The following is a 15,948-nucleotide window of genomic DNA, read 5'->3' as shown; positions in this document are numbered from 1 at the left end:
CTTTTGTCTATCGGGTCAATTTGTCGCGGGTATCAGGGCTCAGACGCCCAGGTAATCCAGGATCCCTTCGGCAGCATTGCGCCCTTCGAAGATCGCCGTCACCACCAGGTCGGAACCACGCACCATGTCGCCACCGGCGAAGATCTTCGGGTTGCTGGTCTGATGCTTGTACTGGCCTTGTTCCGGGGCCACGACGCGGCCCTGGCTGTCGGTCTGGATCTGGAACTGCTCGAACCACGGCGCCGGGCTTGGGCGGAAACCGAAAGCAATGACCACGGCATCCGCCGGGATGATTTCTTCGGAGCCCGGGATCGGCTCAGGGCTGCGACGGCCACGGGCGTCTGGTTCGCCGAGACGGGTCTCGACCACCTTCACGCCTTCGACGCGGTCTTCACCGACAATCGCAATCGGCTGGCGGTTGTAGAGGAATTTCACGCCTTCTTCCTTGGCGTTCTTCACCTCTTTGCGCGAGCCCGGCATGTTGGCTTCGTCACGGCGATAGGCACAGGTCACCGACTTGGCGCCCTGGCGGATCGAGGTGCGGTTGCAGTCCATCGCGGTGTCGCCACCGCCCAGCACCACGACCTTCTTGCCTTTCATGTCGACGAAATCTTCCGGCGACTTTTCAAAGCCCAGGTTGCGATTCACGTTGGCGATCAGGAAGTCCAGCGCGTCATACACGCCCGGCAGGTCCTCACCGGCAAAACCGCCCTTCATGTAGGTGTAGGTGCCCATGCCCATGAACACAGCATCGTATTCTTCGAGCAGTTGCTCCATGGTCACGTCTTTGCCGATTTCGGTGTTCAGGCGGAACTCGATACCCATACCGGTGAACACTTCACGACGGTTGCTCAGGACGGTTTTTTCCAGCTTGAACTCGGGGATGCCGAAGGTCAGCAGGCCGCCGATTTCCGGGTTCTTGTCGAACACCACCGGGGTCACGCCGCCACGCACCAGCACGTCGGCGCAGCCCAGGCCGGCAGGACCGGCGCCGATGATGGCGACGCGCTTGCCGGTCGGCTTGACCTTGGACATGTCCGGACGCCAGCCCATGGCGAACGCGGTGTCGGTGATGTACTTCTCCACCGAACCGATGGTCACCGCGCCGAAGCCGTCGTTAAGGGTGCACGCACCCTCGCACAGACGGTCCTGCGGGCACACCCGGCCGCAGACTTCCGGCAGCGTGTTGGTCTGGTGCGACAGCTCGGCGGCGGCGAGGATGTTGCCCTCGGCCACCAACTTGAGCCAGTTGGGAATGAAGTTGTGCACCGGGCACTTCCATTCGCAATACGGGTTACCGCAACCCAGGCAGCGGTGGGCCTGGTCGGCCGAGTGCTGGGGTTTGAAGGGTTCGTAGATTTCCACGAACTCTTTCTTGCGTTGACGCAACAGTTTCTTCTTCGGATCTTTGCGCCCGACATCGATGAACTGGAAGTCGTTATTCAGACGTTCAGCCATGTTAAAACCTCATCAAACTCTTCAGGCGCATATCACTGCGGGTTGGCACGGATGCTGGAAAGCAACGATTTCAGGTTGGCAGCCTTGGGCTTGACCAGCCAGAAACGACGCAGGTAATCATCGAGGTTTTCGGCGAGGTTGCGGCCCCATTCGCTGCCGGTTTCCTCGACGTACTCGTCCAGCACGTGCTGCAAGTGGTTCCGGTAGGATTCCATGGCTTCGCCGCTGATCCGCTGGATCTCGACCAACTCGTGGTTGACCTTGTCGACGAAGGTGTTGTCCTGGTCGAGCACGTAGGCGAAACCGCCGGTCATGCCCGAACCGAAGTTGTAACCGGTCTTGCCCAGTACCGCGACAAAGCCCCCGGTCATGTACTCGCAGCAGTGATCGCCAGTGCCTTCCACCACGGTGTGGGCACCGGAGTTACGCACGGCGAAACGCTCACCGGCGGTGCCGGCGGCGAACAGCTTGCCACCGGTGGCGCCGTACAAGCAGGTGTTGCCGATGATGGCACTGTCCTGAGTCTTGTAGACGCTGCCTTTTGGCGGAACGATCACCAGCTTGCCGCCGGTCATGCCCTTGCCCACGTAGTCGTTGGCGTCACCTTCCAGGTACATGTGCAGGCCGCCGGCGTTCCACACGCCAAAGCTCTGGCCCGCAGTGCCCTTGAAGCGGAAGGTGATCGGCGCCTTGGCCATGCCCTGGTTGCCGTGCTTGCGCGCGATTTCGCCGGAGATGCGTGCGCCGATGGAACGGTCGCAGTTGCAGATATCCAGGGCGAATTCGCCACCGCTGGCATCGTTGATCGACGAACCGGCGATTTCCACCATCTTTTCGGCCAGCAGGCCTTTGTCGAAGGGCGGGTTGCGCTCGACGCCGCAGAACTGCGGTTTGTCGGCCGGAATGTGATCGCTGCCCAACAGCGGCGTGAGGTCCAGGTGATGTTGCTTGGCGGTCTGGCCTTCAAGGATTTCCAACAGGTCGGTGCGACCGATCAGCTCTTCGAGGGAACGCACGCCCAGCTTGGCCAGCCACTCACGGGTCTCTTCGGCGACGTAGGTGAAGAAGTTCACCACCATGTCGACGGTGCCGATGTAGTGATCCTTGCGCAGCTTTTCGTTCTGAGTGGCGACACCGGTGGCGCAGTTGTTCAGGTGGCAGATGCGCAGGTATTTGCAGCCCAGGGCGATCATTGGCGCAGTCCCGAAGCCGAAGCTTTCGGCGCCGAGGATCGCGGCCTTGATCACGTCGAGGCCGGTTTTCAAGCCGCCGTCGGTCTGCACACGGACCTTGCCGCGCAGGTCGTTGCCGCGCAGGGTCTGGTGGGTTTCAGCCAGGCCGAGTTCCCACGGTGCGCCCGCATACTTGATGGAGGTCAGCGGCGAAGCGCCGGTGCCGCCGTCGTAGCCGGAGATGGTGATCAGGTCGGCATAGGCCTTGGCCACGCCGGCGGCGATGGTGCCCACGCCGGCTTCTGCTACCAGTTTCACCGAGACCAGCGCCTGCGGGTTGACTTGTTTCAGGTCGAAAATTAGCTGCGACAAGTCTTCAATCGAGTAGATGTCGTGGTGCGGCGGCGGCGAAATCAGGGTCACACCCGGCACTGCGTAACGCAGCTTGGCGATCAGACCGTTGACCTTGCCACCCGGCAGTTGGCCGCCCTCACCGGGCTTGGCGCCCTGAGCCACCTTGATCTGCAGCACTTCGGCGTTGACCAGGTATTCCGGGGTCACACCGAAACGACCGGTCGCAACCTGCTTGATTTTCGAGCTTTTGATGGTGCCGTAGCGCGCCGGGTCTTCACCGCCTTCGCCGGAGTTGGAACGCGCACCCAGGCGGTTCATGGCTTCGGCCAGGGCTTCGTGAGCCTCAGGCGACAAGGCGCCCAGCGAGATACCGGCAGAGTCGAAGCGCTTGAGGATCGACTCCAGCGGCTCGACTTCGCTGATGTCCATCGGCGTGTCCAGGGTCTTCACCTTGAACAAATCGCGGATCATCGACACCGGGCGGTTGTCCACCAGCGAGGTGTATTCCTTGAACTTGGCGTAGTCGCCCTGCTGCACGGCGGCTTGCAGGGTGTTGACCACGTCCGGGTTGTAGGCGTGGTATTCGCCACCGTGCACGAACTTGAGCAGACCGCCTTGCTGGATCGGCTTGCGCGCGCTCCAGGCTTCGGCTGCCAGGGCTTTTTGCTCGGCTTCGATGTCGACGAAACGCGCGCCCTTGATACGGCTCGGCACGCCACGGAAGCTCAGGTCGCAAACCTCTTCGGACAGGCCGATGGCTTCGAACAGCTGTGCGCCGCGGTACGAGGTAACCGTGGAGATGCCCATCTTCGACAGGATCTTCAGCAACCCCTTGGTGATGCCCTTGCGGTAGTTCTTGAACACCTCGTAGAGGTCGCCCAGCACTTCACCGGTGCGGATCAGGTCACCCAGCACTTCGTACGCGAGGAATGGGTACACCGCCGAGGCGCCGAAGCCGATCAGCACCGCGAAGTGATGCGGGTCGCGGGCGGTGGCGGTTTCCACAAGGATGTTGGAGTCGCAGCGCAGGCCTTTTTCGGTCAGGCGGTGGTGCACTGCGCCGGTCGCCAAGGAAGCGTGGATCGGCAGCTTGCCTGGTGCGATATGGCGGTCGGTCAACACGATCTGGGTACGACCGGCGCGCACGGCTTCTTCGGCCTGGTCAGCGACGTTGCGCACAGCGGCTTCAAGGCCGAGGCTTTCGTCGTAGTTCAGGTCGATGATCTGGCGGTCGAAGCCTGGGCGATCCAGGGTCATCAACGAGCGCCACTTGGCCGGGGAAATGACCGGCGAGCTGAGGATCACGCGGGAGGCGTGCTCAGGCGATTCCTGGAAGATGTTGCGCTCGGCACCGAGGCACACTTCCAACGACATCACGATGGCTTCGCGCAGCGGGTCGATCGGCGGGTTGGTCACCTGGGCGAACTGCTGGCGGAAATAGTCGTACGGCGTGCGCACGCGCTGGGACAGCACGGCCATTGGCGTGTCATCGCCCATGGAACCGACCGCCTCGTAGCCTTGCTCGCCGAGCGGACGCAGCACCTGGTCGCGCTCTTCGAACGTGACCTGGTACATCTTCATGTATTGCTTGAGCTGGTCGACATCGTAGAAAGCCGAACCGTGGTCGTTGTCTTCCATGGTCGCCTGGATGCGCAGGGCGTTCTTGCGCAGCCATTGCTTGTACGGGTGACGGGACTTCAGGCGGTTGTCGATGGCGTCGGTGTCGAGGATCTGACCGGTTTCGGTGTCCACGGCCAAAATCTGGCCAGGGCCCACGCGGCCTTTGGCGATAACGTCTTCAGGCTTGTAGTCCCACACGCCGATTTCCGACGCGAGGGTGATGAAGCCGTTGGTGGTGGTGACCCAACGCGCCGGGCGCAGACCGTTACGGTCAAGCAGGCACACCGCGTAGCGGCCGTCAGTCATGACCACGCCGGCCGGGCCGTCCCACGGTTCCATGTGCATCGAGTTGTACTCGTAGAACGCACGCAGGTCCGGGTCCATGGTTTCGACGTTCTGCCACGCTGGCGGAATGATCATGCGCACGCCACGGAACAGGTCGATGCCGCCGGTGACCATCAGTTCGAGCATGTTGTCCATGCTGGAGGAGTCGGAACCCACGCGGTTAACCAGCGGGCCGAGCTCTTCCAGGTCCATCAAATCGTTGGCGAACTTGGTGCGACGGGCCACGGCCCAGTTGCGGTTGCCGGTGATGGTGTTGATCTCGCCGTTGTGGGCGAGGAAGCGGAATGGCTGGGCTAGCGGCCATTTCGGCAGGGTGTTGGTGGAGAAGCGCTGGTGGAACACGCAGATTGCGGTTTGCAGGCGCTCATCGCTCAGGTCTGGATAGAAGGCGGTGAGGTCCGCCGGCATCATCAGGCCTTTATAAATGATGGTCTTGTGCGAAAAGCTGCAGATGTAGTGGTCGGTGTCGGCGGCGTTGGAAACCGACGAACGACGACGCGAGGTGAACAGCTTGATCGCCATGTCCTGGTCGCTCAGGCCACTGCCTGCGATAAACACTTGTTCGATCTGCGGCAGGCGCTCAAGCGCGAGACGGCCGAGCACACTGGTGTCGATCGGCACTTTGCGCCAGCCGACAAGTTGCAGGCCGGCGGCCAGGATCTCGCGGTTCATGTTCTCGCGGGCGGCTTCGGCCTTGACCGGGTCCTGGTTGAAAAACACCATGCCCACGGCGTACTGCTTGGGCAGGTCGACCGCAAATTGCTCTTTTGCGACAGCGCGCAGGAACTGGTCGGGCTTTTGAATCAGCAAGCCACAACCGTCACCGGTCTTGCCGTCGGCGTTGATCCCACCGCGGTGGGTCATGCAGGTCAGGGCCTCGATGGCCGTTTGCAAAAGGGTATGACTGGGCTCGCCCTGCATATGGGCTATCAGGCCGAAACCGCAGTTATCCTTGAATTCATCGGGTTGGTACAGACCTGCTTTCATAGACACTTTCTCACCAGGCTGCCTCTTATATCGAGGCAAATTTCTTTTCAATTCAACCGGTTACCTTCCACGCCGAACGTACGCCGGCTTAGCGGGGGCAAAAGGGAGGTCATTGTACACACCGACACAGACGCTCACAAATTTAGCGACGAAATGTCGCAAATCTATGTCGCATTTATGAAAGGTTTAAAGCGATATGCTGTGCTAGTCAAAACTTTTTTAATTCTGACCGCTACGACTCAAAAGCTACTGTGACGCAGACACCACAAAGCGCGCGGTCTCTAGAGACTGCACGCACTTGCGGTTATTTTTTGAGGTGCCGGGAGGGCGGCCTGGGTAAGGCCGCCGGATCTTCAGCGAGTTGTTGCGAGTTCTTGTTGAACGCTGGCAACAGTGCGAGGCCAAGGTTTACCAGCCTGGACCTTCGCTGGCAAGGTTTTGATCGCAGAATCGGCGGCTGCACGGCTGGAGAAGTTGCCGTAGGTGATCACGTAGAGAGGCTTGCCGTTGAGCACTTTCTTGAAATAACGGTACTCGCCGCCCTGCTCTTTCACGAACGCCTGGGCGTTGGCTTCGGAGCTGGTGCCGAGAATCTGCACCACGAAGTTGCCGGTCGGCTGGCTGGCGTACCAGCTGCCGCCAGCAGCGCCGGCTTTAGCAACGGTGGCGGCCGGTTTTTCAGCAGGCTTGGCAGCCGCAGCCGGTGCTGGCTTGGCGGCTGGCGCAGGCGCGACCGGCTTGGTTACAGGCGCTGGCTTGGCGGTGGCGACAGTCGGTGCCGGAGTCGGCTTGGCAACCGCAGCCGGCTGGCCCGCTGGAACGCCCGCAGGCGGCGCAGTGGTGGTCACGGTAGGTGGTGTGGCGCTGGAGCCTTCCAGCGGCACGCCGTCGTCGCCTTCGGAGATGCCACCGGCTTCTTCGGCGAGCGGACCGCGCATCACAGGCTGGCCGACCATCGGCAGGTTGGTCGGTTGGCCGGAGTTGGCGAACTCGACGTTTGGCGTGGGCTTGCCCAGTGGCAACTGCGCCTGTTCGGTTGGCGCGCCGGCCGTGGTCGGTGCCTTGCTGCGGCCTGGAATCAACCAGGCGGCGGCGACAGCGACCACGACAACGGCGGAAATAGCCAATACGTGTTTCTTAGGCATAGTGAACCCCATCTTTGGACGCTTGACCGCAGTGCGGCTGGCAATCATGGCTTCGATCATGGCATCGCGGGCAACCTGGTTGATGGTGCCAGGCCAGCCGTCGGAGCTTTCGTGAATATCAGAGATCTGCTGAGCGGAGAAAAGTTCGATACCGGCCCCTGCGCCTTCAAGGCGTTGAGCCAGGTATTCGCGGGTTTCTTCCTCTTCGTACGGCTGCAGCTCGATGACGTGGAACAGCTCCTGGTCACCGCTGATCTGCTCCAACTCGGCGATCAGCGACGACTCACCAAACAGGAACACGTGCGGGCGACCTTCCGGCGTACCGGCTGCCAGCGCCAGCAGCGCTTCCAGGGCGGATTCGTCGAGCTGCTCGGCGTCATCCACCAGCAGGTAGACTTCCTGGCCGGTCAGGCCCAGCTGCACCACTTGCTTGAGGATCGCATTCGGCTCGGCAGTCGCCACGTCCAGCGCCTGGGCGGCTTGGCGCAGAACGCCCGCCGCATCACCGGCACCACGGGCCGACACCACCACACTCTGCACCGACTGCTTGTTGGTGCTGGCCACCAGGGCCTGGCGCAGCAGGGTCTTGCCGCTGCCCAGCGGGCCGGTCACGACCAGCAGCAGCTGACTGTAACGTGCGAGGTGGTGCAGCTGGCCAAGCACTGGCTTGCGCTGGGCCGGGAAAAATTTGAAGCCAGGCACCCGTGGAGCAAAAGGGTCGTGGCTTAACTGGTAATGGCCGAGGAACGCCTCGTCGGCATGCAAACTAGTCATCGGGATCTTATTAACCTTTAAGCTGGGCCAGGGCGCGGTAATCCGCTCCCAGCGTGGCCTGTAAAATCTCTTTCGGATAATCGTCGGTCACCACCGCTTCGCCCATGTGGCGCAGCAGCACCAGTCGCAGTCGACCGTCGATCACTTTCTTGTCTATTGCCATATGTTCGAGGAAATCCGCCTCAGTCATCTCCTCCGGCGGGATCACCGGCAAACCGGCGCGCTGGAACAGGCGGATGCCGCGATCACGCTCCTCGGCGCTGATCCAGCCCAGGCGCTGCGACATCTCCAATGCCATCACGGTGCCAGCCGCTACAGCCTCCCCGTGCAACCACACACCATAGCCCATGTGGGTTTCGATCGCATGGCCGAAGGTGTGGCCCAGGTTGAGGGTGGCCCGTACACCGGACTCCCGTTCGTCGGCATTCACCACCAGCGCCTTGGCGGCGCAGGAGCGGGAAATCGCTTCGGTGAGTGCTACTTGGTCAAGGTTGCGCAACGCGTCGACGTGTTCTTCCAGCCAGGCCAGGAACGGCTCATCGCAGATCAACCCGTACTTGATGACTTCCGCCAGGCCCGCCGACAGCTCGCGCGGCGGCAAGGTGTTGAGGGTCGCGGTGTCGATCAGCACGGCTTGAGGCTGGTAGAACGCGCCCACCATGTTCTTGCCCAGCGGGTGATTGATGCCGGTCTTGCCGCCCACCGACGAATCGACCTGGGACAGCAACGTGGTCGGCACTTGGATAAAGTCCACGCCACGCTGGTAACAGGCCGCCGCAAAGCCGGCCATGTCGCCGATCACGCCGCCGCCCAGGGCGATCACGGTGGTGCGGCGGTCATGACGTGCGGTGAGCAGGCCATCAAAGATCAGTTGCAGGGTTTCCCAGTTCTTGTGGGCTTCGCCGTCGGGCAGGATCACGGAGATCACCGAATAGGCCGACAGGCTGCGGCTCAGACGCTCAAGATACAGCGGCGCGACCGTTTCGTTGGAGATGATCGCCACTTGCCGCCCGGCAATATGCGGTGCGAGCAACTCGGGCTGGTCCAGCAGACCTTCGCCAATATGGATCGGGTAGCTGCGCTCGCCTAGATCGACCTTAAGTGTCTGCATGTGTCCCCGCGTTAGAGATATTGTGACGACCGATGACGTCACGTTCTGACGTCACCTGATGGCTCTACGCCACACCCCACAGGGTGATAGCGCGCCGCCGAGAATAGCGCATTTCGAGCCGGGCTTTAACGGGGTGGCAGCCGTTGCAGGCGCTCAAGAATGTCGAGGACCACCATCCGAGGTGGCCGCTCATCGGTTTCCACCACCAGATCGGCGATTTCCCGATACAGGGGATCGCGCAGCGTGAGCAGGTCCCGCAGGGTTTTTTCCGGGTTGGCCGTGCGCAGCAACGGGCGATTGCGATCGCGGGCGGTGCGGCCCACCTGCTGCTCGACCGACGCATGCAGATAGACCACCCGACCACCGGCATGCAGCGCGCGACGGTTTTCTTCGCGCATCACTGCGCCACCGCCGGTGGCCAATACCACGCCGTCGAGGCCGCACAGCTCGGCGATCATCGCCTGCTCGCGGTCACGAAAGCCCAGTTCGCCTTCCTTATCGAAGATCCATGGGATATTGGCACCCGTGCGCAATTCAATTTCCTTGTCGGAATCTTTGAACGGCAGGCGCAGCTCTTTGGCCAGCAAACGGCCGATGGTGCTTTTTCCAGCGCCCATCGGTCCTACAAGAATCAAATTTCGCACAGAATCAACGACTCACAGCAATCGCCTGGTTATTCATAATACGCGGAGTCAGGAATACCAGCAGCTCGGATTTTTTCTCCGCCAGCACATCGCGCCGGAAAAGGCGGCCAAGATACGGCACATCGCCCAAAAATGGCACTTTATCTACCACTTTGCTTTGGGTATTGGAGAAAACCCCGCCGATGACGATGGTCTCGCCGTCCTTGACCAGCACCTTGGCGTTGACCTCGTTCTTCTTGATCGGTGGTACGTCGTTGAGTTTGTTCAGGTAGTCGGGCTCGTCCTTGGTGACCTTGACCTCCATGATCACACGGTCATCCGGGGTGATTTGCGGGGTGACTTCCAGCGATAGCGAGGCCTCCTTGAATGAAACCGACGTAGCGCCACTGGAGCTGGATTCCTGATAGGGAATTTCGGTGCCTTTGAGGATGCGCGCGGTTTCCTTGTCGGACGTGACCACCTTGGGTTGCGAGACGATTTCACCGTTGCCGGTTTTCTCCATGGCGGTGAGTTCCAGGTCCAGCAGCAGGTTGTCGGTGATATAGGCGATGCCGAGGCCCGAAGTGCCGGTGAGTGATCCCAAGTCCACGAAAGGCGAACTGGGTGGATTTTCCGGCGGTTCCGAGCCTTCAGGCTGAGGTTTCGGAATGCCCCCGGCACCCCAGTTGCCCCGATTGAGCCGCCCACCCCAACGTGCGCCGAGGCTTTTGTCGTAATCGACATTGGCCTCGACAATCCGCGCCTCGATCATCACCTGGCGTACCGGAATATCCAGCTGTGCCACGATCCGCCGCAGCTCCTCCAGCCGCTCAACGGTCTGGTAGGCGATGATGTTGTTGGTGCGATCATCCACCGCCACCGAACCGCGCTCATCGGTCACGCCTTCAAGGCCGGTGACCGACTGGAACAACTTGGCCAGGTCCGCCGCCTTGGCGTAATTGACTTGCAGCAGCTCCCGGCGCAACGGCGCCAATTCGGCCATCTGTTTGCGCGATTCCAGCGTCAGCAGCTCACGCGCAGCCAGTTCCTCGGCCGGCGCCACCAGCAACACACCGGCCTTGACCCGCTTGTCTAGACCCTTGGCTTGCAGCACCAGGTCCAGCGCCTGATCCCAGGGCACCTCCTTGAGACGCAGGGTGATCGAGCCTTGCACATCATCGCTGGCAACCAAGTTGAGGCCCGCCACATCGGCAATTTGTTGCAACGCGGTGCGCAACTCGATGCTCTGGAAGTTGAGGGTGATCTTATCGCCTGTGTAGGCGCTCAGTGTACCGACGCCGGGTGGCGGCAACTGGATCAGATCCACACGATTGGGCACAGCAGCAGCCATCGGTGCCGTGAACGCTATCCATAGCGCCACACCGAAGGACGAGAAAGTCCTTTTCATTGTTTGATTCCGTTATGAGTTGATGTTTAACAACAAGGTTCGCGGGCGTTCCAGCCATGCGCCCTGACCATCGGGAAACAGCTCGACCAGTTCTATAGCGCGCTCATGGATGGCCGTGATCCGACCATGGTCCGGCCCCAAGTAGTCTCCGACCGCCAGGCGATGGACCTTGGAGGCAGCACGTAGCAAGGCAAAAACCTGCACCCCACGGGACAGCGTGCCGACCATTTCAAACTGGTCAACCGCGAGGCTTTCCAGCACGCCACGCGGCCGGGTGAGATCCGGCGCCCGGGCCGGCCGCCCCTTCACAGGGTCGACCTGCGCTGCGAGCAGTTGAAAGGGATCACGCAACCCCGACAAGTCGTAGGCAAAAAGCTGTCGCGGTACACGCTGCCCGCCGCCCTGCGCATGCCAGTAAGTCTTGACCAGCAGGTCCAGACGCAGCAGCTTGCCATCACGCCGCAGGGCCATATCGTGCACCGTAGCGATGCGCGACAGGCTGCCCAGACCCGTGAGGAACATTGCCAGATCGTGATAAGTGCCCATGACGCCGACCTGCACGGGTTGTTCGTGAAAGAACGGCTGAGACTCCTCATCCAACGGCGTGACGCTCTCGACCAGCAAGCCATTGGCCAGTGCCAGGCGCGCGATATCTTCGAGCAAGCCAGGCATTTCGGACTCGCCGGGCAACGCCTGCGTTAGTTCATTGACCTTAACTTGCATCCGTTGAAGCTGCTGTGCGCGCGCTTCAAGGCTGGCGGCCAGGCCAGTCTTGTGTGCGATTTGCTGTTGTAGGGCCACTTCCCGCGCTTCGACCTGACGCAACCGCTCCCGCGAAGGGCTCAGGTACACAAGGTCGCCCACCACAAACACCACGCCCGCCAGCGCACAGCCCAACAGGGCCTTGCCAGGTAGGGGCCATTTTGCAGCGTTGTGAGTGAGTGCAGAAAGATTGAGCCTTGGCAGGCTCAAGGTTGAGCCTCGGAGGACTCTCCCTGACGCACCATCAGCTGGAATTCATTGTTACCGCGCGCGCCATCCGTTCGCACATGCTGCAGACGCGTGGAATGGGCACCTTCCGCCGCCTCCAGGCGACGCATCAATTGGGCGACGTCCTGGCTGGACTCAGCGCTGCCGCTGATACTGACCGTATCGCCCTTGGCGACCACTTCATGCAGGTGCACGCCGTCGGGGACCGCGCGCGCCAGTTGGTCCAATAGCTGCGCGCCTGGCGAGCGGGCATCGTGCAGGTCTTGCACGACTTTCATGCGCTGGGCCAATTGCTGGCTTTGCTCCTGCAGATCGTCGATGGTCTTGATGCGTGAATCCAGGCCGATGACCTCCTTGCCCAGATGGTCATTGCGGGTCACTTGACGATCGATGGCCTGGTCGATGACCTGGTCCGCCAGCCACACGGTCGCGAGCGCCGCACAGGCGAACGCCAGCAAGCACGCCAGTAGATACTTGCGTCGCCGCTCTGCCAGCGCCTGACGCCAAGGCAGTAGGTTGATTCGTGTCTTCAAGCGAAACTCCTCAGGGCCAACCCGCAAGCAATTCCCATCCCCTGGGCATCCACGGCCCATTGTGCACCATCGACGCGATGGCTCGGCGTGAAGCTGGCGAAATCCTGACGGCAAGCGCGCGCCAATGCAAACGCTTCGATATCGATCACCTTCGGCACCAGCCCCGCCAGGGTCAAAACCGCCTCGCGGGCCTCCACGTGTTCCTGCAAGCATGCAGCCAGCAGTACCTCGACCCGACTCGGATCCAGGGCCGTCGGCCCGCGCACTTGAAAGTCGATAGCCACATCATCCAGCGGATAAGGAATGTACTGGTCCGCCTCCATCTGGATCATCCAGGTCATCTCATCATCAGAGAGCCCGGCGTCCATCTCGATCATCCGCGTGATCACCGAGGGCCCGGACACCGCAGCGACAGCACCACGAACCGAAGTCGACAACCGCGACCACGCGCTGCGCAGGGCGCGCCCTACGCCGTCGAGATCAAGGAGCGTGCCATCGACTACCGCTTGCGCCGGCAGCGCCTGTGTGACGTAGCCTTGAACGTTGTAGCCTGAAGCTGAACGGCCCAGCTCGATCAAGCGGATGGCCGTGTCATTGATGTCAACACCCAGCAAGGTGCCGCCTTTTCCCGTGAAAAATCCCTTTCCCATAAAACTCCCTAAAGCTTTGCCTGTCATACCGCCTGATTGCCGCTGGGCGCCATGCATTCGGTCGATTTGTTGAACAGGTGCGAATGACGTCCCAAGTCGAAAAATGCTTTAATGCCCAGCGTTTTTTCCCGCTTTTTATCTGCAGCTCGGGTCGATCCATCGTTTGCCATGCATGCCCCGACGCCTAACTCATTCTTTTCTCTGGAAATCCAAAAGCCTTGATTCGTCTGCTGAAGTTTTTCGGGTACTCCATTGTCGCCATCGTTTGCGGGCTGCTGCTCGTGCTCAGCGGGGCCTACCTCTACCTTAGTCCGGGTTTGCCCTCGGTAGAGGCCCTCAGAAGTATCCAGTTGCAGATTCCTTTGCGGGTCTACAGCAGCGATGAAAAACTGATCGCGGAGTTCGGCGAAATGCGCCGCACACCGATCCGTTTTGCCGATATTCCGCCCAATTTCATCAGCGCCCTTTTGTCGGCTGAAGACGATAATTTTGCCAACCACTATGGCGTCGACCCCAGCAGCCTGGTGCGTGCGGCGACACAACTGGTAAAAAGCGGACACATCCAGTCCGGCGGCAGCACCATCACCATGCAGGTGGCGAAGAACTTCTTCCTCACCAGCGAGCGCAGCTTTTCGCGCAAGGCCACCGAGATCCTCCTGGCGCTGCAGATCGAACGCCAGCTGACCAAGGACGAGATCCTTGAGCTGTACGTCAACAAGATCTACCTGGGCAACCGTGCCTACGGCATCGAGGCGGCTTCGCAGGTCTACTACGGCAAGTCCATCCGTGACGCCAGCCTGGCGCAGATGGCGATGATTGCCGGCCTGCCCAAGGCCCCTTCACGCTTCAACCCCCTGGCCAACCCGGCGCGCAGCAAAGAACGCCGCGACTGGATCCTGGGCCGCATGTACAAGCTGGGCAAGATCGACCAGGCCGCTTACGAAAGCGCCATCGCCGAACCGCTGAACGCCAGCTACCACGTGCCGACGCCGGAAGTGAACGCGCCTTATATTGCTGAAATGGCGCGCGCCGAGATGGTCGGCCGCTATGGCAGTGAGGCCTACACCGAAGGTTTCCGGGTGACCACCACGGTGCCAAGCAACCTGCAGGAAATCGCCAATGACTCGGTGCATTCCGGCCTGATCACCTACGACCAGCGCCACGGCTACCGTGGCCCTGAATCACGCCTGCCAGGCAAGACCCTGAGCGCGTGGACCACCGAACTGGGCAAGCAGCGCGCCATCAGTGGCCTGGAGCCGGCTATCGTCACCCAGGTCAAGAAAGACGGCGTACAGGTGCTGACCCGCACCGGCGAAGCCCATGTAGCGTGGGACAGCATGAAATGGGCGCGTCCCTTCCTGAACACCAACAGCATGGGCGCGCTGCCCAAGCAGCCGTCTGACGTGGCCCAGGTGGGTGATTTGATCCGCGTGCAACGCCAGAAGGACGACAGCCTCAAGTTCAGCCAGGTGCCGCTCGCCCAGGGCGCGCTGGTGTCGCTGGACCCGCAGAATGGTGCAATCCGCGCTCTGGTCGGTGGCTTCGCCTTCGAGCAAAGTAACTACAACCGCGCCACCCAGGCCAAGCGCCAGCCGGGTTCGAGCTTCAAGCCGTTCATCTACAGCGCCGCGCTGGACAATGGCTACACCGCCGCCAGCCTGGTCAACGATGCGCCGATCGTGTTTGTCGACGAGTACCTGGACAAGGTGTGGCGCCCGAAGAACGACACCAACACCTTCCTCGGCCCGATCCGTATCCGCGAAGCGCTGTACAAGTCGCGTAACCTGGTATCGATCCGCTTGCTGCAGGCCATGGGCGTCGGCAAGACCATTGACTACATGACGCGCTTTGGCTTCAACAAGTCGGACCTGCCGCCAAACCTGTCCCTGGCCCTGGGCACCGCGACCCTCACACCGATGGAAATCGCCACCGGCTGGAGCACCTTTGCCAACGGCGGCTACAAGATCGCGCCGTACCTGATCGACAAGATTGAAAGCCGTAACGGCGACACCCTGTTCACCGCCAACCCGCCGCGAGTGCCGGGGGATGTGGTCAATGGCGTGGCGGCGACGGATGGGCTGGCGGCCCCAAGCAATGGCGGTATCACCATTGAGCCGACGCCAGGTGCCGCACCTGCCACCAACGCTGCCGCCACCGAGCCGCAGGCGCCTGCCGTGGCCGAGCGCATCGTGGATGGCCGTACCACCTACATCCTCAACAGCATCCTGGAAGACGTGATCAAGAAGGGCACCGGCCGCCGCGCCCTGGCCCTGGGCCGTCCGGATATCGCGGGCAAGACCGGTACCACCAACGAATCCAAGGATGCCTGGTTCTCCGGTTACAACGCCGATTACGTGACCACCGTGTGGACCGGCTACGACCAACCGGAAAGCCTGGGTCGCCGCGAGTTTGGTGGCACCGTCGCGCTGCCGATCTGGATGAGCTACATGGGCGCCGCCCTGAAGGACAAGCCGCCGCATACCCAGCCGGAGCCGGAAGGTATCCTCAGCCTGCGCATCGACCCGGTGAGTGGCCGTGCAGCGTCGCCAAGCACGCCGAATGCGTACTTCGAACTGTTCAAGAGCGAAGACACGCCGCCGTCGGTCAACGAGCTGGGCAATGGCGTTGTGCCTGGCAGCCCGCTGCCGGCGGATGAGGCGGCGCCGATTGATCTGTTCTGAGGTAGGAAGCAGGGCTCACCGCAAGAGCCTGCCCAGCACAAAATGATTCGCCACAAAAAAGCCCCGACTCGCAAGAGCCGGGGCTTTTTGTTGGTGC

9 protein-coding genes and 1 pseudogene are annotated in these 15,948 nt (G+C 61.5%); 1 reads left to right on the top strand and 9 read right to left on the bottom strand.

All coding sequences use genetic code 11. The features are described 5' to 3' along the window. Window positions 1-39: 39 nt before the first annotated feature. The 9 genes and pseudogenes from AYR47_RS09260 to pilM all read right to left on the bottom strand — a co-directional run bounded on the left by AYR47_RS09260 (window position 40) and on the right by pilM (window position 13,170). Entirely contained in the window at window positions 40-1,458 is a 1,419-nt protein-coding gene (locus tag AYR47_RS09260) for an FAD-dependent oxidoreductase (protein WP_033897764.1), read from the bottom strand. 32 nt (window positions 1,459-1,490) lie between these two features. Beyond that, the gene (gene gltB / locus AYR47_RS09255; RefSeq protein WP_061434993.1) at window positions 1,491-5,936 is read right to left on the bottom strand and encodes a glutamate synthase large subunit; all 4,446 of its coding nucleotides are present in this window, start codon (window positions 5,934-5,936) and stop codon (window positions 1,491-1,493) included. Window positions 5,937-6,289: 353 nt separating this feature from the next. Continuing rightward, a complete protein-coding gene (locus tag AYR47_RS09245; RefSeq protein WP_061434992.1) occupies window positions 6,290-7,855 on the bottom strand; it encodes an SPOR domain-containing protein in 1,566 nt (521 codons plus the stop codon). A 10-nt stretch (window positions 7,856-7,865) separates the two neighbouring features. After that, window positions 7,866-8,966: a 3-dehydroquinate synthase gene (aroB, locus tag AYR47_RS09240; protein ID WP_033897761.1), complete on the bottom strand. Its 1,101-nt coding sequence runs from the start codon at window positions 8,964-8,966 to the stop codon at window positions 7,866-7,868. Between the two features lie 125 nt (window positions 8,967-9,091). After that, a complete protein-coding gene (gene aroK, locus AYR47_RS09235) occupies window positions 9,092-9,610 on the bottom strand; it encodes a shikimate kinase AroK (RefSeq protein WP_016979191.1) in 519 nt (172 codons plus the stop codon). A 4-nt stretch (window positions 9,611-9,614) separates the two neighbouring features. Beyond that, window positions 9,615-10,871, bottom strand: a pseudogene (locus AYR47_RS09230) (type IV pilus secretin PilQ); the annotation flags it as partial. A 138-nt stretch (window positions 10,872-11,009) separates the two neighbouring features. After that, the gene (locus tag AYR47_RS09225; RefSeq protein WP_061434989.1) at window positions 11,010-11,969 is read right to left on the bottom strand and encodes a pilus assembly protein PilP; all 960 of its coding nucleotides are present in this window, start codon (window positions 11,967-11,969) and stop codon (window positions 11,010-11,012) included. Then, the gene (locus tag AYR47_RS09220) at window positions 11,966-12,520 is read right to left on the bottom strand and encodes a PilN domain-containing protein (protein WP_033897758.1); all 555 of its coding nucleotides are present in this window, start codon (window positions 12,518-12,520) and stop codon (window positions 11,966-11,968) included. Before AYR47_RS09220 ends, AYR47_RS09225 begins: the two co-directional genes overlap by 4 nt. Continuing rightward, window positions 12,517-13,170, bottom strand: coding sequence for a type IV pilus assembly protein PilM (gene pilM, locus AYR47_RS09215; protein ID WP_061434987.1), 654 nt, complete (start codon window positions 13,168-13,170; stop codon window positions 12,517-12,519). Before pilM ends, AYR47_RS09220 begins: the two co-directional genes overlap by 4 nt. Window positions 13,171-13,391: 221 nt before the next feature. On the opposite strand from pilM, the gene AYR47_RS09210 reads away from it, so the two are divergent. Continuing rightward, the gene (locus AYR47_RS09210) at window positions 13,392-15,851 is read left to right on the top strand and encodes a penicillin-binding protein 1A (RefSeq protein ID WP_420492060.1); all 2,460 of its coding nucleotides are present in this window, start codon (window positions 13,392-13,394) and stop codon (window positions 15,849-15,851) included. The last annotated feature ends 97 nt before the right edge of the window (window positions 15,852-15,948 follow it).

It is taken from the genome of Pseudomonas azotoformans (assembly GCF_001579805.1).
GTDB classification, from domain to species: Bacteria; Pseudomonadota; Gammaproteobacteria; order Pseudomonadales; family Pseudomonadaceae; genus Aquipseudomonas; species Aquipseudomonas azotoformans_A.
Note: the sequence above shows the minus strand (reverse complement) of the source record. Positions and strands in the feature narration are given on the sequence as shown.